The organism is Sediminibacterium sp. GW821-FHT12F12 (assembly GCF_058806635.1).
This window is the reverse complement of record NZ_JBXAPW010000009.1, coordinates 49,309-69,779: the sequence shown is the minus strand read 5'-3', so window position 1 is coordinate 69,779 and position 20,471 is coordinate 49,309. Positions and strand designations below refer to the sequence as shown.

The window sequence follows — 20,471 nt, the reverse complement described above, 5'->3', positions numbered from 1 at the left end:
TGTACTTATAACCGTTAGTACTGTAACCCTTGTAGAAACCCCGTTAAATCAACTAAAAAAGTACGCTATGATTCATTTCGATCTTCCCAAACAGAAATCATCCATCATCAAAGTTTTGGGTGTGGGTGGAGGCGGAAGCAACGCCGTTAACTTCATGTTTGAACAGAATATCGAAGGTGTAGATTTCATCATCTGTAATACAGATGCGAAAGCCATCGAACAAAGTAATATTCCCAATAAGATCCAGCTCGGACCACACCTTACACAGGGACTGGGCGCCGGTGCCAATCCGGAAGTAGGTAAAAAAGCAACCGAAGAATCGCTTGAAGAGATCAAACGTATCCTCGAAGTGAATACCAAAATGGCATTCATTACCGTGGGTATGGGTGGCGGAACCGGAACCGGTGGTGCTCCTATCATTGCACAGATCTGTAAAGACCTGGGCATCCTTACCGTGGGTATTGTAACCACTCCTTTCGGATTTGAAGGGCCGCGCCGCCACCAGCAGGCAGAAGAAGGTATCATGGCATTAAAGCCCTATGTAGATACCCTGCTCGTGATCAGCAACGACAAACTGCGTATGCAGTATGGTAACCTGAAAATGAAAGAAGCTTTTGGTAAGGCGGATAATGTACTGGCTACCGCTGCTAAATGTATCACTGATATCATCAACAGCCGCGGACATATCATCGTGGATTTTGCTGATGTATGTACTGTGATGAAAAACGGTGGTGTTGCCATTCTCGGTAAAGCAGAGCTGGATGGGGAAGACCGTGCCCAGCGTGCCATAGAAGAAGCTTTGTCGTCTCCTTTACTGAACGATAACGATATCCGTGGTGCCAAATGGATCCTGATCAATATCAACAGCGCCGAAGGGGAGCATGAGTGCACCATGGACGAGCTGGAGATCATCAACAACCACCTGCGCATGCAGGCCGGTGAGAATACAGACGTAATTGTAGGTATGGGTTACGACCCCACACTGGATAAGAAGATCGGGATCACCCTGATCGCAACCGGGTTTGAACACAAAGACCCCTTTGCCAAACCCGTGCAGGCCAAAAAAGCAGAACCACAGCAAGAGAAGATCGTGATGGTACTGGAAACAGAAACACCGAAAGCCGTGGTTGCCGCACCTGTACAGGAAGTAACAGCTCCGGTCCCTGCTCCAGTGGCAGAGGCACCGAAAGACCTGATGGCTCCCAGTATGCAGGAAAGAATGCCACTGGAAGATATGCTGACCGTTTTCAGCAAACCAGAATTTACTTCCAGTCCGGTACATGTTTATGAAGAAGAAAAAGAGTCGGTAGTATTACAGTTCGAACTGAGTACCGAGATCACCCAGGAAGTAAAAGTGGAAGAGCCGGTAGAAGAAGTACATGTTCCCAAAACCGTAATCGAAGAACTTACCACTTTTCAGGTTAACGAAAAAACAGAAGAGCAGGCGCCGATTACCACCATGAGTTTTCTGAGTAAACCTGCTAATATCTATGCCGAGCCAGAAATACCGGTACAGCAGGCCCCGGCACCTGTTCCTGTGGCAGAAGTGCCAAAGCCACAACCACAACCCATAACCAGGGTAGAAGAACCTGAAATGGATATGGAATTACATATCGTGGAGAAAGAACAACCGGCTCCGGTAGCCCCGGTGGCACATCCTGCCATGCAGGCCGCTTTCCAGGATGATTGTTTTGACGAAAACGAAGAGCAGAAAAAGCGTGCGGCAGAAAGGATCCAGAAACTCCGTAACCTGTCGTTCAACATGAATAATTCAGCAGATGCCAATAACGAGTTCGATGCGGTTCCGGCCTATGTACGCAGGAATATGGAACTGTTTGGTAATACGCTGACTTCTGTAGAAAATTTCTACAGTAAATATACTGTTGGTAAGGATGAGAACGATCAGACACAGATCTCAACGATCAATACGTTCCTGGATGGTAAGAAACCAGACTAACCCCTTGCTTGCTATAGTTGTGTTTTACATTGGTGATTTTAGTTGTGACCCCTGGTGAATAACCGGGGGTTTTTATTTGGGAGTAGAAAGGCTGTTGAATATCGAATACCGAATATCGAATGTCGAACACCGAAGAAGGAAGAGATGAACAGAAGAACAAGGAACAGATGAACAGAAGACATAGAACCTAAAACTTAGAACCCAGAACCTTCCTTCCCAACGCTGCAAAAACGACTAATGGGTAGTTCAGTTAAAGAGACGATTACAACTTTTAAGTCTCATCTTTGTAATAGCTTATAACCGCGCCTCCTCGCCTTTGCGGGAAAATATGGCTGGCGAAGCTTTGATGACGCAGGAAAAATGAACCGTATGGCAACAATACTTATCACCGGAGGAACAGGCATGATCGGCACGCGTTTAACGGCTATGCTGGTAGACAAGGGATACGAAGTGATTATCCTGACAAGGAACCCGAAAACAAACCATGCTTTACCGGGAGTGAGTTATGCCCGTTGGGATGTGGAACAGCAAACCATTGATGCGGCTGCTATTGCCAAAGCGGATCATATTATTCACCTTGCGGGTGCCGGAGTGGCGGATAAACGATGGAGCGAAGCCCGCAAGCAGGAGATACTCAACAGCCGTACAGAAAGCAGTGCATTGGTTGTAAAAGCATTGAAAGAAAATCCCAATCAGGTACAGACTGTGGTCAGCGCTTCTGCTATCGGGTGGTACGGTCCGGATACAGATTTTAGTCGTAAAGAAGGTTTCAGGGAGGATGATCCCGCCGATGGCGCATTTCTGGGAGATACCTGCCGTGCCTGGGAAGCCAGTATTGAACCGGTAACTGCCCTGGGCAAAAGACTGGTAAAACTGCGGACAGGCATCGTGCTCAGCAGGCAAGGCGGTGCTTTGGTAGAATTTATGAAACCGTTGAAGGCCGGCATTGCTTCTATCCTGGGCGATGGTAGCCAGATGGTAAGCTGGATTCATGTAGATGATCTTTGCCGGATGTTCCTGTTCGCTATCGAACATACGTCGCTGAATGGTGTATATAATGCAGTGGCACCGCATCCGGTATCCAATAAAGACCTTACCCTTTCTCTCGCAAAGCAAATGCGGGGAAGTTTTTATATCCCTGTGTACGTTCCTGCTTTTGTGTTAAAGATCATGCTTGGCGAAATGAGTATAGAAGTGCTGAAAAGTGCGAACGTGAGTGCGCATAAAATTCAACTGGCCGGATTTGATTTTTCTTACTCCACCATCGAAAAAGCACTCGCACAACTGGTTCAGCAACGATAGTACTGTTACAGATCTCTTTTCTTGTGCACCGTATAACAGATCACCCAAATGATCGTTGTGAGAACAATCGTATAGGCAACATGCTCCGGTATAATGGCCAGCATATGATCATACGCGGTTTTGGCATCCTTCCCGAATCGACCGAAAAATGCAGGTGCCGGGATCAATCGGTCAGAAACCTCAAAGGGCAGGAACCGGCCCACATCATTCATCTTGAAACGGGCGTAGGTAACAGCGATATTTTCGATGATCAGGTAATAAAACAAGAAAATACCCAAAGCAATAAATGCCTTCTTCACCAGATATCCCAGCAGAAAAGCGATCGATAATTGTGAAAAAATCTGTAACAGAAACAATGGAATATATTGCAGCTGTTCATTCCAGCGACTGATAGAAGCACTGTCAGCATAAATGCCGAAACCCGCTGCCACCGCTACGTACACCAGCGTGGCGATCAAGGCAATGATCAGTACATCAAACAGTTTGCTGGTAATATATTGCCCCCTGCTCCAGCCATCAATGATATTCTGACGGTGTGTGCGGAAAGTATATTCATTGGTAACCATCATAATCACCAGGATCGCCGGAAGTAAAATAAAAAAGGAAGAGAAATACGCCACCGAATGCCAGGTTTCCGGAAAAGCGAAAGGGTTGCCCAGAAACATTTTGGCAATATTATTCGTGATTTCTTTACCCGTGGTAGCTTTCAGGTAAGCTACATACGCCATGGCATTGGTGCCGGGATACGTGAGGGCCACAATACCTAGCATCCACCAGAAAGCAGGGTATTTTTTTATTTTCAGCCATTCTATTTTTATCAGGGAAAGCATTGGGCAGGGTTTTAATTAGTCGTTGGTTAATTCAAAGAATTTGGTCTCCAGGCTTTTCTTTTTTGCAAAGAGTAAACTCAATGTGATGCCTTTTTCAAAACAAAAGCGGTTGATATCTTCCATCGGAGCCGTACCAATGGGGAAGAATAACTGTACCTTGTTTCCTTCCAACTTGATATGGGTATGTCCGGGAAAGTTGATCAACAGATCATGCAGGCGGATGGGGTTACTGCAGGATAATTCTACAATATCTTCATTGGTCAATACTTCATCTACCGGTCCGGCAGTAAGCAGGGTCCCTTTTTTAAGGATGGCCACATGGGTACATACTTTTTCTACTTCGTCCAGCAGGTGACTGGCCATGATAATGGTCTTCCCTCTTTTAGAGAGTTCTTTGATCAGTTCCCTGATCTCAGCAATACCCACCGGGTCCAGGCCGTTGGTGGGTTCGTCAAATACCAATACCTGCGGATCGCCCAGCAGGGCAGCGCCAATGGCGAGTCTTTGTTTCATCCCCAGGCTATAAGCACTAAAACGGCTCCGTTTACGCTCAGTTAGTTTCACGATCTCCAGTACCCGGTCAATATCTGCCGCATTGCCACGGCCGCTGATAGCATGGGTAATGTTGAGATTATCTACCGCAGAGAGATAATGATAAAAGTTAGGCGTTTCCAGCAGGGAGCCGATCTGTTTGCGGGTTTCAGGAGAGCCGGGCTGTCCGAACCAGGCAAAACTACCGGAGTCTGCTTTCAGTATATCGAGGATAATACTGAGCATCGTGGTCTTGCCACTTCCATTCGGACCCAGTATGCCAAATACGGCACCTTCCGGAACTTCAAAAGAAACACCTTTCAGTGCCTGGATCTTGCCATAGGATTTGGCAATACCATTCAACGTTAGTACAGGTTGCATATAACCTTGTTTAGGGATGTATTCCGAAGATACTCAGTTCTCTGCGATTCTGCACCAATCTTGATAAGTCGGCCAAACAGGTTTACGAACGGCAAAAAAAGAATATGGCTGTGAAAATTCGCTGCGATAATTGTTTCTCAGTAAGTTATCAGACAGTCCGTCCAGCTGTTCGGGATCGGCAGCTGATCTCCCTCAAGCCCTGCAGGTAGGGGCAATCAATAATTTTGTTCGATTGTAACCGGGCCTGGGCTTTTTCTGCTTCCACAATTTCGGAAACAGCTGGTAAAATGAGTACATTTAAACATATACCTGCTATCTGTATGAAACCCTTTCCTCTTTGCTTCGCTTTATGGATCGTTCTGATAATGGCTGGTTGCAGTAAAACAAACTCCGGCTCCAGCGCGCCCACTACGCCAGTTACGCCTGTTACGCCAACTACACCATCGCCATCATTAACTTACCAGCTGGTTTGGTCCGACGAATTTAATACAGATGGAGAACCCGATAGCACCAAATGGGGCTATGATGTAGGTGGCACCGGTTGGGGTAATAACGAATTGCAGTATTATACCAACGCCCGCACCGAGAATGCCCGGGTAACCGGCGGCAACCTGGTGATTGAAACGAGAAAGGAAAGTTTTGGTGGAAAGAACTATACCTCTGCAAGACTGCTTACCAAAGGCAAAGCCCAATGGACCTATGGCAAATTCGAGATCAGGGCCAAACTTCCCAGGGGGAGAGGTACCTGGCCAGCTATCTGGACACTGGCAGCTACCAGTCCGCTGGTTTGGCCCGATGATGGTGAACTGGATATTATGGAAGAAGTGGGTTATGATCCAAATGTGATCCATGGTACTTCGCATAGCAAATTATATAATGGAGCCAATGGCAAACAAAAGGGTGGTAGTGTATTGATTAAAGATGCCCAGGATTCTTTTCATGTATATAGTATGGAATGGACAGAGTCTTCGGTAACCTGGTTGGTGGATGGTAATTTTTATTTTGTGTATAATAATCCCGGTGCAGGCACAGATGCCTGGCCCTTTCTCAAGAATTTTTTCCTCATCCTGAACATTGCCATCGGTGGAAACTGGGGTGGGGTACAGGGTGTAGACGACAGTGTTTTTCCGCAAAGCATGCTGATCGATTATGTTCGGGTTTACCAGAAGAAATGACCTGACCTGTGTATGAATTTTGTATCTTACTGAGTCATGTCATCCACCATCCGCACAAAAGATATTGGGGCCATCATTCATGACCTGAAAAATGCGGAGCTTTCCGTTTACGAACAATCGCTCCTGGCCCAGCTGGAAGCGAGACTGGAAAAAGGGGGGCTCTCCGGACAAAGGATCCTATCCTATCATCTTCAGCCGTTAAATATCAAAGCAATGTTAGAGGAGGAAGTGGTTACACTGCTCCAAACCCAGCAACATGCGGTAGAGATACAATTACATGCGCCACCCGAAACCACCCTTGTAGTTGCTGATCTCTTTTATCTGCGAATTGTAATGGCTGCCATATTACATTATCTCGCAGATCATGCCGGTCTGAGAACACTCTCTTTGCTGATTACGCGTGGCGAAGAGAAATGTATCCTGGAAGTAGACCAGCCGGTTGATCCGTATGTGGTGGAGTTGGTTGATAACGAAACAAGGGCCTCCAATGTATTAGCCGTATGCCGGAAGCTGATGGAAGAAATGAACGGGGAACTGATCTATACCCATTCCGGTAAGAGAAGTAATTATTTCAACCTGAAAATACCACTGGCCTGAGAGCTGGTATACCACAAAAAAGCGGACATATGCTAACATGTGTCCGCTTTCTTTATCTCAAACTGTGCAGGTTAATTTCTGATAGGCCGACCGCTTTTTAAAACGCTCTGAATTCTTTCCAGTGTTTTCTTTTCTCCGCAGAGACTTAAAAAAGCTTCTCTTTCCAGGTCCAGCAGGTATTGTTCACTTACCAGGCTCTGGCTGCTTAGGTCGCCGCCGCACATTACATAAGCCAGTTTGCGGGCCACCACGGCATCATGATCTGTAGCGTATCCTCCGCGCCACATACCGTTAATGCCGGCCAGCATGGCACCCAAACCCTGACGTCCCATTACTTTTACGTCTTTGCGGGGTTGCGGAATCATATATCCCTGATCAGCCATTTCAATCACTGATTTTTTCGCTTCTGCAATCCGTCGGCCACTGTTCATCACTACTTCATCCAGTCCTTTGCGTAAAATGCCCATCTCAAAACCTTCCTGTGCCGATGTGGCTACTTTTGCCGTAGCAATGGCAAAAAAACGATTCTTCAGGGTTACGGTTTCCGGTTCATCTTCATGCAGTTCATCCCCGGCACGTAAAGCAAATTCTTTGGTACCGCCACCACCGGGTATCAATCCTACACCCAACTCTACCAGTCCGATATAGGTTTCTGCAGCCGCGCAGATCTTATCTGCATGCAGGTTAATCTCGCAACCACCTCCCAGCGATAAACCATGCGGCGCCGTTACCACCGGAACAGCGGAATAACGTACCCGCATCATACTGTTCTGGAACATACGGATGGCCATATCCAGTTCATCATATTCCTGTTCAATGGCCAGCATAAAGATCATACCTACATTGGCACCCGCGCTGAAATTGGGGCCATCGTTGGCAATCACCAGTCCTTTGAATTTATCTTCTGCCACACTGATCGCTTTGTTCAATCCTTCCAGCACTTCGCCGCCAATACTGTTCATCTTGGTGCTCCATTCAAAACCGGCAACACCATCGCCGATATCGTAGAGTTTACAGGCACTGTTTTTCCATACCAGTTTATCTGCATGATGGTTTAAAATGATAAACGCATCACCCCCCGGCATGGTTTTATAAGTTTTGCTGGCCACATCATAGTATAAACGTTTGCCGGCCTCTACTTTATAGAAACTGGTGGCACCACTGCTGATCATTTCTTCTACCCATGCCGCTACTTTGTAACCAACTGCTTTCATGGCTTCTACGGTCTTAACAACACCTACGGTATCCCAGCTTTCAAACGCACCGATCTCCCAGCCAAAACCTGCCATCATCGCGTCGTCTAAGCGATAGATTTCGTCACTGATTTCAGGAATACGATGAGAGATATACGAAAAGAGAGAATAATGGAACTGCCTGTAAAATTCTCCCGCCTTATCCTGCGAAGCACTCAGCATTTTGATCCGCTGCTTCAGGTCCTCTACCGGTTTGGCCGCATCAATACTTGCAAATTTGGGTTTTACCCTTGCGCCATATTCCATGGTCTGCAGGTTCAGGGTAAGAATTTCTTTGCCTGCGGCAGATTTTGTTTTTTTGAAAAAGCCCTGTCCCGTTTTATCTCCCAGCCAGTTATTGTTCACTACGGTATCTAACCAGGCGGGGATGGTGAAAATGTCTTTGGCTTCATCTGCCGGACAATTATCCGCTACCCCTTTGGCTACTTTCACCAATGTATCAATACCCACCACATCTGCTGTTCTGAAAGTGGCTGATTTAGGACGGCCGATGATGGGTCCGGTCAATGCATCCACCTCATCAATACTTAAACCCAGTTTGTTCATGATATGAAAGATGCTCATGATACTGAATACCCCGATGCGGTTGGCAATGAAAGCGGGCGTGTCTTTACACAGAACGGTTGTTTTACCGAGGAAGAGATCGCCATACTGCATCAGAAAATCAACCACTTCCGGATCGGTATGCGGGGTAGGAATGATCTCGAGTAAACGCAGGTAACGCGGCGGATTAAAAAAGTGCGAGCCACAGAAATGTTTCTTGAAATCTTCACTTCTTCCTTCGGCCATCATATGAATGGGAATACCTGATGTATTGGAACTGATCAGCGTACCCGGCTTGCGGAACTGTTCTACTTTGGCATAAATCAACTGTTTAATATCCAAACGTTCTACCACCACTTCAATGATCCAGTCGCAGCTGGCGATATCTTTCATGTTATCATCAAAATTGCCTGTGCTGATACGTTTTACCACGTCTTTGGTAAATACAGGCGATGGGTTGCTTTTTACGGCGGCCTGCAAGGCGTCATTCACCAGTTTATTCCGCTCAGCAGTTTTGGTGCTTTCTTCCGCACCCTTGGGTACCATATCTAACAAGAGTACCTGTACACCGATTCCTGCAAAATGGCAGGCAATACGCGAGCCCATAACACCACTACCTAAAACAGCAACTTTCCGGATAGAACGTTTCATATAACAATGCTTTGTGTAAAAATAGTTAGTTATGCAACTAATTTCTCGAAATGGGTAGACTTTTTTTTGAGAGAGCTGATATCGGGTGCTTTCAGCGGGAAAGTGGGTGGAATAAACGGGGGCAGGAAGGCCCTGAAAAGAAAATAGTTAACTGCTTTACCTGGGGGATAACGCAGTTAACTATTAGGTGCGTACATGTCGCGATGTGCGAGTACAGTGGTTGTCATTCTTCGGCTGTTGCTGCACCTTTATATGCCATATACAGGCAGACCAGGTAAACAACAACCAGTGTGAATACTAACATAGTGGGGGATTTAGATGTTAATTTAGACCTTTTTCAGAAAGAAACATTTCCGGTTACAACATTATTTATTAAGACATGTGAATTGCGTAATTGTCAGTTAAACTATCGTAAAGACTCTGTTAAATCCTTAGTTTCCTCAGTTTGAAGGCTTTGTGACCCTGTTAATGGGATTGATTTACCGCCCTTTAAGCCTAATGACCTTTTAAAAATTACAACCGTTTTTTGCCGTTGATTCTGTTATTTTTGTCTATATGAAGATCGATGCCGCAATGGTTGATAACCTGGCCCACCTGGCAAGGCTGCGTTTCTCTGAAACGGAAAAGGAGGGCATCCGTGCTGATCTGGAGAAGATGGTGGCATTTGTAGAGAAATTACAGGCAGTAGATACCACTGGTGTGGCTCCTTTGCTGCATATCAGCGATGCGGCCAATGTGCTTCGCGAAGACGAGGTTCGCGGCTCTATCAGCCGCGAAAAAGCTTTGCTGAATTCGCCGGTAGCCGATACCACATTTTTTAAAGTTCCCAAAGTAATCAGGAAATAAATTCACCTAACCCTTTTATCAAAACAGAACCATGAGTGACGCTATCATCAAATTAGAAGATATCCAGAAAAGTTATTTCATGGGTAACCAGGCCATCCCTGTTTTGAAGGGCATTACGCTGGATATTTTTAAAAACGAATATGTAGCACTGATGGGCCCCTCTGGTAGTGGTAAAAGTACTTTGATGAATATTCTTGGTTGTCTCGATTCGCCCACCGGAGGCAGGTATATTCTGAATGGCAAAGACGTAAGTAAAATGGCCGATGATGACCTGGCCGAAGTACGAAATACCGAGATCGGTTTTGTATTCCAGCAGTTTAATCTGCTGCCCCGTTTAACAGCCGCAGAAAATGTGGCACTGCCACTGATCTATGCAGGTGTCAGCAAAAAAGAAAGGCATGAACGCGCCCTGGAATCTCTTAAAAAAGTAGGGTTGGAAGATCGGAGTCACCACAAATCCAATGAGCTGAGCGGTGGACAGATCCAGCGGGTAGCCATTGCCCGTGCACTGGTAAACAATCCTTCCATCTTACTGGCCGATGAGCCCACCGGTAACCTCGATTCCCGTACTTCTGTGGAAGTAATGGAGATCTTCGGAAAACTGCAGGCGGCCGGTAATACGGTGGTACTGGTTACCCACGAAGAAGACATTGCCCATTACGCACACCGCGTAGTTCGTTTGCGCGATGGTTTGGTAGAGAGCGATACCATGCGCGAAGCCTCAACCATACATCACTAAGCGTTTGATCGGTTACCAGCAAACCGAACTTTTCTTTGCGGGCTTTGTTGCTTACCTGTATCATTCTCACGACAATAACACATGGCATTAAAAATATATACTAAAACGGGTGATCTCGGTAAAACATCACTGATCGGCGGAACCAAAGTTCCCAAGAGCCACCTGCGCATTGAAACCTACGGAACCGTAGATGAACTGAACTCCCATATTGGCCTGGTCAGCGATCTGCTTACCGACCAGCATTCCAAAGATATCCTGAAAGAAATCCAGGACCGTTTATTTACCATCGGTTCTTCTCTCGCCTGCGACCCGGAGAAGGAACCGTTGATGAAAATGCCCGACCTCAAAGAGTCCGACATTGTTCTGCTCGAAAAAGAAATCGATGCCATGAATGAAGTGTTGCCGCCCATGAAATTTTTTGTGTTACCCGGCGGACATGTAGCCATCTCTACCACCCATGTAACCCGCTGTGTATGCCGCCGTGCAGAAAGATTATGTGTGAACATGCAGGAACATGAACTCTTCGTAGACCCTCTCGTGATCAAATACCTGAACCGCTTAAGTGATTATTTGTTTGTACTATCCCGATACGCGGGCCATTTATTACAGGTGGCAGAAATTCCCTGGAAACCGCGGGTTTCTTAATTTGAAAATTTGAAAATGTGTTAATTTGAAAATGGAGTTAAGAGGGTAATGATTACACCATTTTCAAATTTTCAAATTGCCACATTCTCAAATTATCTTCCCGTCTTTCATATGCAACACCCTGTCGCTCATTCCCGCCAGTTCTTCGTTATGGGTAACGATCAGGAAGGTCTGTTTAAAATCATTGCGCAGCTGTACAAATAATTCGTGGAGTTCTTTGGCGTGAACGCTGTCCAGGTTACCGGTAGGTTCATCGGCAAAAACAATCGATGGGTTATTAATAAGGGCCCGGGCCACAGCTACCCGCTGTTGCTCGCCCCCGGAAAGTTCCTGGGGTTTGTTCTCCATGCGGTTGGCCAGCCCTAAAGTTGTTAACAATTCTGCGGCCCTGTCGGCCACTTCCTTTTTTTTCCGGCCCGCGATCCAGGCGGGGATCGACACATTCTCCAAAGCCGAAAATTCAGGCAACAGGTGGTGAAACTGAAAAACAAAGCCGATATGCCTGTTCCGGAACGCGGCCAGTTTTTTGCCCTCCAGCTGGTCAACCTGCTGTCCATCCAGCCAGATATGGCCTTCATCAGCCTTGTCAAGGGTGCCCAGTATATGTAAAAGGGTGCTTTTTCCGGCGCCGGACGAACCCACAATACTTACGATTTCCCCGGTTTGCACGGTGATATCCACGCCTTTGAGTACCTGTAAACTGCCGTATTTCTTGGTAATATGTTCTGCTTTCAGCATCCGGAAAGGTCCTGTTTTGGTTACAAACCTACAACAGGGGGCGGGTTAAAGGCCAATTTTTGAACATTTCTTTGCACAGACTGCAAAACTCCCATTTGGTGGTTTCGTTTATACGGCTACATTTGCAAAAAATTAAAAGGTAAAATATGTTCTGGACATTAGAATTGGCAAGTTACCTGGAAGAGGCCCCCTGGCCCGCAACAAAAGACGAACTGATCGATTATTCTATCCGTAGCGGTGCACCGCTGGAAGTGGTAGAGAACCTGCAGGAGCTGGACGATGAAGGGGAAGTGTACGAGAGCATCGAAGATATCTGGCCTGATTATCCGAGCCAGGAAGACTTCATGTTCAACGAAGACGAATATTAATCCTTACCATCCTTCTGGGAGTCTGGTAACCGGTATATGTAACAAAGCCATCATGCTTTATAGCGTGATGGCTTTTTTGTGGGCCGGCTGCAGAATACCCATTGAACACCTGTTGTGTCACTCACTTGTGCATAAGTAAGTATGGCAGCTTTATTGTTTTTTGAAACTGTATTTGAAATAGAGCAATACCAACGTTAATACAAGCACTACCGTATTGGCCACAATTACCGGTCCGCTGTGAATGGCAAAACCGTAGGTAAGCCAAACGATGGTACTGGTTACTACAATCAAAATCATCCAGATACTCAGATCACCCACACTTCTCGACTGCCAGGATTTATATACCTGCGGAATAAACGTGATCGAAGTCAGGAACGACCCGAAATACCCTATGTATTCTACAAGGTTGGCCGGTATCTCTAATAATGGAGCCATGTGATTGGTATTTAATGATTGCTGTGCTGAAAAAATTATTCCCCGATCCCCAGTTTCTGCATCACTTCATTACTCACACCGGTAGTAGAATAACCGCCATCATGAAACAGGTTCTGCATGGTAACCATCCTTGTCAGGTCTGAGAACAGGGTAATACAATAGTTGGCACAATCTTCTGCGGTAGCATTGCCCAAAGGCGCAATGGCATTGGCATAATCATAGAAATCGCCAAACCCTTTGATACCGGTACCGGCAGTGGTTTTGGTGGGCGACTGAGATACGGTATTGATCCGCACTTTTTTCTCCAGACCGTAGTGATATCCAAAACTACGCGCAATCGATTCCAGCATGGCTTTGATATCGGCCATATCGGTATAAAAAGGGAAAGTACGCTGTGCGGCCATATAAGTTAAAGCCACTACGCTGCCCCATTCGCTGATGGCGTCTAATTTTTTGGCAACGGCCAGCATTTTGTGAAAGGACATAGCAGATACATCAATGCCCTTCATAAAGAAATCGTAGTTGGATTCTGTATACGGAATATTCTTGCGGATGTTTACGCTCATACCGATGGAGTGCAGTACAAAATCTATTTTACCGCCCAGGATCTCCTGCGATTGGGTAAACAGGGTTGTTAACTCGTCCACACTGGTAGCATCGGCCGGAATGATCTGCGAACCGGTTTTTTCGGCCAGTTTCTTGATCTCGCCCATACGCATGGCAATGGGGGCATTGGTTAATACGAATGTGGCACCTTCCTCATGTGCTTTCTCTGCTACCTTCCAGGCAATCGAATTCTCATCCAGTGCACCGGTTATAATGCCGCGTTTTCCTTTTAATAAGTTGTAGGCCATAGTGTTCGTTAGTTTAGAATGAATACTGTTGGTAAAAGTATAGAAAAGTTAGGAGTTAGGAGTTAGGAGTCTGGAGTTACAAAAAATCACTCCCAACTCCAGACTCCTAACTCAATTCATCATCTCCCTCGCATTCTCCATCGCAGCGGCAGTGGGCTTTTCTCCGCTCAGCATACGGGCAATGGCGGTGATGCGTTCGTCGGGGTTCAGGAGGCGGATATTCGTTTTTACCGCATCGTTTTTGATCTCCTTGTATACAAAAAAATGGGCGTTGGCTTTACCGGCTATCTGGGGCTGGTGGGTAATACAGATGATCTGCCGGTTGCTGGCCAACCCTTTCATGATCAGTCCTACCTGTTTGGCCGCTTCACCTGAAATGCCGGTATCTATCTCGTCAAAGATCATAGTGGGCAGATCGATGGATTGAGCCACCAGCGATTTGATGCATAACATCAATCGGCTTAGCTCACCACCACTGGCTACTTTGCGGATGGGTTCAAAACGGTTGCTCTTATTGGCGTCGAATAAAAAATCAATATGGTCTTTACCCGAAAGCGTTAGTGTATTGTCTTTCAGTTCCACTTTTAAACGGGCATTGGGCATACCTACCTGCGCCAGTAAGTTATTTACTTTTTCTTCCAGCGGTTGGGCCTGTTTGTGGCGGGCTTTGGAGAGTTGTGTTGCCAGTGTTTGTGCTTCGGTAAATAAGCGGTTGGTTTCTTTTTCCTTGCCGGCAATGGTATCGTCCATATCCAGAACGGCCCGAAGTTTATTTTCCAGTTCCTGCTGCAGTTCTAGTAACTGGGCCGTAGTTTGTACGCCGTGTTTTTTGATCAGCTTATAGCCATCCATCAACCGCTGGTTAATCCATTCAATTCTTTTCTCGTCGTAATGCACCGTATCGTTGAACCGGTCTACTTCATCCGCAATATCCTGCAGTTCTATCTGTGTACTCTGTAAGCGTTCTATCACAGCCGAAAGATCCGGATGGAAAGAAGCATAACCATGTAACTGGTTCAGTAGTTGTTTTAATAACTGAACCACCGGTTGCTCACTTTCTTTCAGGTCATAACAAACTTTGGTAAGTGTGGTTTTAATACCTTCTGCATTACTCAGCAGTTTCAGTTCGTTGTCCAGTTCTTCGAGCTCGTTTTCTTTTAGTCCGAGTTCATTCAGTTCATCAAACAGGAACTGGTTATAATCCAGCTCTTTGGTAAAAGCAGCTTTCTGTTGTTGTAATGCTTCCAGTTCTTTGCCAGCTGTCTGCCATTGCCGGAAAATGGTCTGATAAGCAGCTAAGCGGCTTTCATTATTCGCCAGCGCATCCATTACTTCGCGCTGAAAATCGGCATCGCCCAGTTCCAGTGTATCAAACTGCTGGTGAAGATCTACCAGTAAAGAAGCCAGTGCTTTTAACTGCTGCAACGTAGCAGGAGTATCATTAATAAAGGCCCTCGATTTACCGTTGGCCGTAATTTCTCTGCGTAATACCAGTTCTTCTTCTATATCCAGGTCGTTCTCCTTCAAAAAATCAAGTACCGCCTGTTTATGGTCTACGGTAAAACTTCCTTCAATAAAACATTTTTTCTGTGTATTCACCAGCACCGAGCTGTCGGCTCTCTCGCCCAGTATCAGACTGAGCGCACCCATCAGGATACTTTTACCCGCACCGGTTTCGCCGGTAATGATATTCAGCTGCGATGAAAAATCGATCCCGATCTCATCAATGATGGCGTAGTTCTGTATGAAGAGTTTGCGTAGCATAGATTTTCGTGAGCGTGAATCGTGAGTCGTCAGTGGTGAGTGGTGAGTAGCGCCTTCACTCACGTCTCGCGATTCACGACTCACACTCCTCACGCAATTTATACAAGACATTCCTGTTATACAAATACATGTAAGAAATACCTGCTCTTCCCCGTTTATTCACCCTTACACCGGGCGATGCCGGACTTGGCTCTTTGGTCAAGCGAATCTTTGTATTCATGGTCATCCATGTCGAGGCATTTCTGGTAATAAGTAATGGCGAGGGCTTTCTGTCCTCTTTTTTCATAGAGCTGACCAATCTGCAAAGCGGCGCGGGCGGCATAATACTCCGGCCGGTGCTCACCCAGCCGGATGGCGATCAGGTAATTGCGAATGGCATCGTCTTCGCGGTTCAGGTCATCGTAGATTCGCGCTACCCGGTAGGCAAATTCCAGTTTCTCTTCTTCTGCGGCAAAATCATCTTCTGTTTTGCCCTGCAGCAGAGCGGCGGCATCAATGGCATAACCGCCATCGCTTAAGAGGCGGGCTTTGAGTAAGAGTTTATTGGGCCATTTGCCCGACTTCGCATCTTTCAGTGCCTGTTTATCGGCATCGGCATCGGTAGCTCCTTTTTTCAGGATGTTTTTTCTCACTTCCTCCGCTTTAGCCTGGTTGCCCTGCAGGTAATAACACCAGCTCAGTTTCTGGTAAGCATCGCGCACATAAAACTTTCCTTTAAAATGGGCGAGAAAACTTTCCAGGTAACGGGCCGCTTCCTGGGTTTCCAGGTGGTATATTTTGGTGAAGCCCAGCTCAAAATCCCAGATACCGGTTTTCAGGTATTCATCAGATTTATTACGGGCAAGGATCACATTTTTGGCATACTCCGATTGTTTGTTATTGATACCCAGATTGGCCGCCATATAGGCATGCAGGTGATTGTTTACGAGGTCCAGTTTGCGCTGCTGGGTAAAGACCAGCGCTTCTTCTTTTTTATTCTCGATATAGAACATCAGGTAGGGATACATGAAAGCTGCTTCATTAAAAAAAGCTTTGGCCCAGGGATCGTTGCTGTTGATGAAGTTTCGTACGATCTTCATACCCTCTGTTAAAGAACCCCGCATCCCAAACAGGCTGGCGATCCATTTATATCCTTTGGGTATGGTTCCCACTACCGCTTGCAGCGATCCATATATCAGATCATTCGGTGCAAAACCCGGGAATTGCTTCCGGTTCTCTTTGATGAGCTGATAAGCTTTACGGAAATCCCAGCCCGCATCCCACAGTTTCCCGAATTTAATGGCGACGCCGGCTTTGTGCACTTTTACCAGGCTGAGACTGTACAGATAAAAAGGGGAGCTTTTGGGGCCTTCCTGCAGCAGACTGATTCTTTCTGCAAAACGCGGATAACGTTGCTGAAATTCTTTGGGATCCTCGTTCAGAAACAGCGTATAAAAATCTGCATAGCTTTCCAGTAACAGCGGTATCAGGTTATTCGGATTCTGCTGCCTGGCTTTCTCGGCCAGCGCCAGTCCGCTATTGATCTTCAGTTTAGTGATCTCCTGGTAAGCCTGCAAACAGGTGGCATTAAAGTCATACACTTTCTGCGCATGACCCCATATAGTGCAGGAGGCTAAAATAGAAACTAACAATAACCGTCGGATCATACACCGAAAATACAGTATCTCTGATTACGCTGATGGATTGTATGATGAATATGATTGTAATCACTGGATTAACAGAATGGGTGACAATTGATATAGGTAGTTTCCTTAAAGAAAAGTTGCACGTTCGGTATTATGCAAAAAAAAGAAAGGGTGCCGAAGGCACCCTTTCTTAATCATATCAATCATACAAAAATCAGCGTCATCCGCGATCCTATTTGGCTTCTACACTGTCGTTCAGATCAGCATCTACCAGGATCCGTCCGCAGTTCTCACAAACAATGATCTTTTTGTGCAAACGGATTTCACTCTGGCGTTGTGGAGGAATGGAGTTAAAGCAACCACCACAGGCATCACGCTCTACCGGTACAACGGCCAGGCCATTGCGGTAACTTTTGCGGATCCGGTCGTAGCTGTACAGCAAACGATCGTCGATATGCCCACGGGCATCAGCGCTCTGTTTGTTGAAATGGGTCTCTTCTTTTTCAGTATCAGCGATAATTTTCTGTAACTCACCTTTTTTGTGGTTCAGCACACCTTCTTTCACCGCTACCTGTTTTTTGGCAACTTCGAGGTTCTTGATCTTCTCGGTCAGTTCTTCGTTGGCATCGCGGATATGCTTCTCAGCCAGTTTAATCTCGAGCTGCTGCATTTCGATCTCTTTGTTGATCGCTTCAAACTCACGGTTGTTCTTTACATTCTCACTCTGCTTCTCGTATTTAGCGATCAGGGCTTCACTTTCTTTGATGACAGCTTTTTTGCCTTCAATAAATTCGGTGATCCCGTTGATCTCTTCTTCGATACGGGTCTGGCGGGCGGTTAAACCCTGGATCTCATCTTCCAGGTCACTTACTTCCATCGGAAGTTCACCTTTCAGGATCTGGATCTCATCCAGTTTGCTGTCAATCTTCTGTAATCGTAACAGGGTTACCAGCTTTTCTTCAACAGAGAAATCTTTAACTGCGGCCATAACTAGTTTGTTGTTTGTATTTGTTGTTTGGAGTTTTTTATCCCGGCAGCAGGCTTTTGGGCATCGCCGGTTGTGTCACTCACTTCAGGGTTCAGAACCTTCCTCAGCCCAGAAAGTAGTGAACCGGGTTGGTTTTTACTCCTGATTTGAGGACGGCAAAGGTAGGGAATTTCGCCTGTAAAAGCTCAATCAAAAGGTCGGTGGTAAATTGTTCACTTTCCCAATGACCAATATCGGCCAGCAGCAACCGGTCGTTGGCATCAAAAAACTCATGGTATTTGATATCCGAAGTAACATATACATCGGCCCCGGCTGCCAGGGCTTTTCCGGTCAAAAAGCTCCCCGAACCGCCACAAATCGCCACTTTTTTGATCTTTTTGCCCAATAATGGACTGTGTTTTACCATTTTCAGCTCAAAAGAGGTTTGTAACATGTGCAGAAAACCGGTTTCATCCAGTGCCTCGGGCAATTCACCCAGCAATCCACTTCCAACTAATTGATTATCATTTACTAATGATACAATATCGTAGGCCACTTCCTCATAAGGGTGGGCTTCCCAGAGGGCTTTTACTACGGCCGACTGCCGGTAGGCCGGCAGGATCACTTCTATTTTCAGTTCTTTTTCTTCGTGTCTGCTTCCGGGAGTACCCACAAAAGGGGTGGTTTTCTCCGATCCTTTAAAAGTGCCGGTTCCTTCCGCATTAAAGCTCACCTCACTGTATTCGCCGATATGGCCCGCCCCGGCGGCAAAAAGGGCTTCCCTTACCTGATTGGCCTGGACATGGGGTACAAACGTGTAAAGCTTCAGCAGTTGGCCGGATTTTGGGGCCAGGATGGTTCTGTTTACCAATCCCAGCCGGTTGGCGATCTGGTCGTTTACCCCGTCCAGCACATTATCCAGATTGGTATGAATGGCATAAATGGCGATCTCATTTCTGATGGCCGCAATCACCGTACGTTCTACATAATTTTTACCGTTCAGCTTTTTCAGTCCCCCGAAAATGATCGGGTGGTGGGCCACTACCAGGTTGCAGCCCCTTGCTTTGGCTTCCAGTATCACCGCTTCTGTAGCATCCAGGGTGCAAAGAACGCCCGTGCATTCCCAGGCCGGGTTGCCGGTAAGCAGGCCGGCATTATCATAGCTTTCCTGCAGGGAAAGGGGGGCTTTCTGTTCGAGTTCGCGAATGATATCCTGAAGCTGCATAGCGGTTGGTTAAAGCGATAAGGGAAAATAAGGGGGTTAAAAATAATGCAAAAGCTTAAACACGAATCGGTAAACTTATTTTGAAGCCTATCTTTGAGACCATGATAGCCGGGAACTTTCTTTTTTATAATGGGAAAATCAGTAAAACAGGTAAACCCCTGATCTCGCCCGATAACCGTTCGTTCCGGTATGGGGATGGTTTTTTTGAGACCCTGAAGATGGTGAACGGAAAGATCATTCTGGACGACTATCATTTCGAAAGATTGTTCTCTTCCCTGGAATTATTGCAGTTTCAGCAACCCACTTATTTTACCCCCGATTACCTGCGCGATTATATCAGGCTACTTGCAAAGAAAAATTACCATCATAAACAGGCAAGGGTGCGCATCACCATTTTCAGGGGCGAGGGGGGATTGTATGATGTGGATAATCATTTTCCACATCACCTCGTACAGACCTGGCAACTGAATCCGGCAAACAATGAGTTGAACGAAAATGGATTGGTAACCGATATTTACCGCGATGCCAAAAAAAGCTGCGATCTTTTCTCACCAGTAAAAAGCAATAATTACCTCGGTTATGCCATGGGCGCTATGTGGGCCAAAAAACAGAAACTGAATGATGTGATTCTGCTGAATCCCTTTGGCAGGGTGGCAGATGCTACTATTGCCAATGTGTTTGTGGTACAAGATGGCAAAGTAAAAACACCCGCCTTATCAGAAGGTCCTGTGAACGGTGTTATGCGCCGTTACCTGCTGGAAAAAATGCGCAACGAAAATATTCCCGTGGAAGAAGGGCAACTGACCCTGGAAGAAATGGAACAGGCTTCAGAACTCTTCCTTACCAACTCCGTATATGGCATCCGCTGGGTAAAACAGTTAGGCCAGAGTGGGTATACACATCAATTAGCTTCTCTCTTACACAAGAAATTTGTGGCTCCGTTGCTGGGGGTGGTTGGTGTATTGGTTTATTTGTTTACCGGAATAGCGGTCAATACAGATTAAAAGCCATGCTCCAAACCAGCTGCTACCAATAAACGGGTAAA

The 20,471-nt window shown here is 46.3% G+C and carries 19 protein-coding genes; 9 read left to right on the top strand and 10 right to left on the bottom strand.

Annotated elements, in window-relative coordinates; all coding sequences use genetic code 11:
* Nucleotides 1-67 precede the first annotated feature (67 nt).
* A complete protein-coding gene (gene ftsZ / locus AC1RNB_RS13170; protein WP_493083476.1) occupies nucleotides 68-1,957 on the top strand; it encodes a cell division protein FtsZ in 1,890 nt (629 codons plus the stop codon).
* A gap of 369 nt (nucleotides 1,958-2,326) precedes the next feature.
* On the top strand, nucleotides 2,327-3,259 hold the full coding sequence (locus AC1RNB_RS13165; protein ID WP_493083474.1) for a TIGR01777 family oxidoreductase: 933 nt from the start codon (nucleotides 2,327-2,329) through the stop codon (nucleotides 3,257-3,259).
* Nucleotides 3,260-3,264: 5 nt separating this feature from the next.
* Here AC1RNB_RS13165 and AC1RNB_RS13160 read toward each other — a convergent pair whose 3' ends face one another.
* On the bottom strand, nucleotides 3,265-4,089 hold the full coding sequence (locus AC1RNB_RS13160) for a DUF2705 family protein (protein ID WP_493083472.1): 825 nt from the start codon (nucleotides 4,087-4,089) through the stop codon (nucleotides 3,265-3,267).
* A 15-nt stretch (nucleotides 4,090-4,104) separates the two neighbouring features.
* Nucleotides 4,105-5,001, bottom strand: a complete 897-nt coding sequence (locus AC1RNB_RS13155; protein ID WP_493083470.1) for an ABC transporter ATP-binding protein — start codon at nucleotides 4,999-5,001, stop codon at nucleotides 4,105-4,107.
* Nucleotides 5,002-5,288: 287 nt separating this feature from the next.
* Between AC1RNB_RS13155 and AC1RNB_RS13150 the strand changes: the two genes are divergently transcribed.
* Nucleotides 5,289-6,176: a glycoside hydrolase family 16 protein gene (locus tag AC1RNB_RS13150; RefSeq protein ID WP_493083469.1), complete on the top strand. Its 888-nt coding sequence runs from the start codon at nucleotides 5,289-5,291 to the stop codon at nucleotides 6,174-6,176.
* A 36-nt stretch (nucleotides 6,177-6,212) separates the two neighbouring features.
* Nucleotides 6,213-6,773: an ATP-binding protein gene (locus tag AC1RNB_RS13145; RefSeq protein WP_493083468.1), complete on the top strand. Its 561-nt coding sequence runs from the start codon at nucleotides 6,213-6,215 to the stop codon at nucleotides 6,771-6,773.
* Between the two features lie 71 nt (nucleotides 6,774-6,844).
* Here the strand turns inward: AC1RNB_RS13145 and AC1RNB_RS13140 are convergent, their stop codons facing one another.
* Nucleotides 6,845-9,220, bottom strand: coding sequence for a 3-hydroxyacyl-CoA dehydrogenase/enoyl-CoA hydratase family protein (locus tag AC1RNB_RS13140; protein ID WP_493083466.1), 2,376 nt, complete (start codon nucleotides 9,218-9,220; stop codon nucleotides 6,845-6,847).
* Between the two features lie 555 nt (nucleotides 9,221-9,775).
* On the opposite strand from AC1RNB_RS13140, the gene gatC reads away from it, so the two are divergent.
* From gatC to AC1RNB_RS13125, 3 genes are all read left to right on the top strand, one after another.
* Complete coding sequence (gatC, locus tag AC1RNB_RS13135; protein ID WP_493083464.1) at nucleotides 9,776-10,066, top strand: Asp-tRNA(Asn)/Glu-tRNA(Gln) amidotransferase subunit GatC; 291 nt, start codon at nucleotides 9,776-9,778, stop codon at nucleotides 10,064-10,066.
* Nucleotides 10,067-10,097: 31 nt separating this feature from the next.
* Complete coding sequence (locus AC1RNB_RS13130) at nucleotides 10,098-10,805, top strand: ABC transporter ATP-binding protein (RefSeq protein ID WP_493083462.1); 708 nt, start codon at nucleotides 10,098-10,100, stop codon at nucleotides 10,803-10,805.
* 81 nt (nucleotides 10,806-10,886) lie between these two features.
* Complete coding sequence (locus tag AC1RNB_RS13125) at nucleotides 10,887-11,450, top strand: cob(I)yrinic acid a,c-diamide adenosyltransferase (RefSeq protein WP_493083460.1); 564 nt, start codon at nucleotides 10,887-10,889, stop codon at nucleotides 11,448-11,450.
* Nucleotides 11,451-11,537: 87 nt separating this feature from the next.
* On the opposite strand, the gene AC1RNB_RS13120 is transcribed toward AC1RNB_RS13125, so the two are convergent.
* The gene (locus AC1RNB_RS13120; protein WP_493083458.1) at nucleotides 11,538-12,188 is read right to left on the bottom strand and encodes an ABC transporter ATP-binding protein; all 651 of its coding nucleotides are present in this window, start codon (nucleotides 12,186-12,188) and stop codon (nucleotides 11,538-11,540) included.
* 146 nt (nucleotides 12,189-12,334) lie between these two features.
* On the opposite strand from AC1RNB_RS13120, the gene AC1RNB_RS13115 reads away from it, so the two are divergent.
* A complete protein-coding gene (locus AC1RNB_RS13115; RefSeq protein ID WP_490836289.1) occupies nucleotides 12,335-12,556 on the top strand; it encodes a DUF2795 domain-containing protein in 222 nt (73 codons plus the stop codon).
* 150 nt (nucleotides 12,557-12,706) lie between these two features.
* Here AC1RNB_RS13115 and AC1RNB_RS13110 read toward each other — a convergent pair whose 3' ends face one another.
* From AC1RNB_RS13110 to AC1RNB_RS13085, 6 genes are all read right to left on the bottom strand, one after another.
* Nucleotides 12,707-12,991 carry a SemiSWEET family sugar transporter gene (locus AC1RNB_RS13110; RefSeq protein ID WP_493083456.1) on the bottom strand — a complete coding sequence of 95 codons (285 nt, stop codon included), beginning with the start codon at nucleotides 12,989-12,991 and terminating at the stop codon, nucleotides 12,707-12,709.
* Nucleotides 12,992-13,026: 35 nt separating this feature from the next.
* Nucleotides 13,027-13,845, bottom strand: coding sequence for an enoyl-ACP reductase FabI (locus AC1RNB_RS13105; RefSeq protein WP_493083454.1), 819 nt, complete (start codon nucleotides 13,843-13,845; stop codon nucleotides 13,027-13,029).
* 111 nt (nucleotides 13,846-13,956) lie between these two features.
* On the bottom strand, nucleotides 13,957-15,609 hold the full coding sequence (gene recN, locus AC1RNB_RS13100) for a DNA repair protein RecN (protein ID WP_493083452.1): 1,653 nt from the start codon (nucleotides 15,607-15,609) through the stop codon (nucleotides 13,957-13,959).
* A gap of 155 nt (nucleotides 15,610-15,764) precedes the next feature.
* Nucleotides 15,765-17,255 carry a tetratricopeptide repeat protein gene (locus AC1RNB_RS13095; RefSeq protein WP_493083450.1) on the bottom strand — a complete coding sequence of 497 codons (1,491 nt, stop codon included), beginning with the start codon at nucleotides 17,253-17,255 and terminating at the stop codon, nucleotides 15,765-15,767.
* 211 nt (nucleotides 17,256-17,466) lie between these two features.
* Complete coding sequence (locus AC1RNB_RS13090) at nucleotides 17,467-18,222, bottom strand: zinc ribbon domain-containing protein (RefSeq protein WP_493083448.1); 756 nt, start codon at nucleotides 18,220-18,222, stop codon at nucleotides 17,467-17,469.
* A 103-nt stretch (nucleotides 18,223-18,325) separates the two neighbouring features.
* Entirely contained in the window at nucleotides 18,326-19,426 is a 1,101-nt protein-coding gene (locus AC1RNB_RS13085) for a Nif3-like dinuclear metal center hexameric protein (protein ID WP_493083446.1), read from the bottom strand.
* 101 nt (nucleotides 19,427-19,527) lie between these two features.
* Between AC1RNB_RS13085 and AC1RNB_RS13080 the strand changes: the two genes are divergently transcribed.
* The gene (locus AC1RNB_RS13080) at nucleotides 19,528-20,430 is read left to right on the top strand and encodes an aminotransferase class IV (RefSeq protein WP_493083444.1); all 903 of its coding nucleotides are present in this window, start codon (nucleotides 19,528-19,530) and stop codon (nucleotides 20,428-20,430) included.
* Nucleotides 20,431-20,471 lie beyond the last annotated feature (41 nt).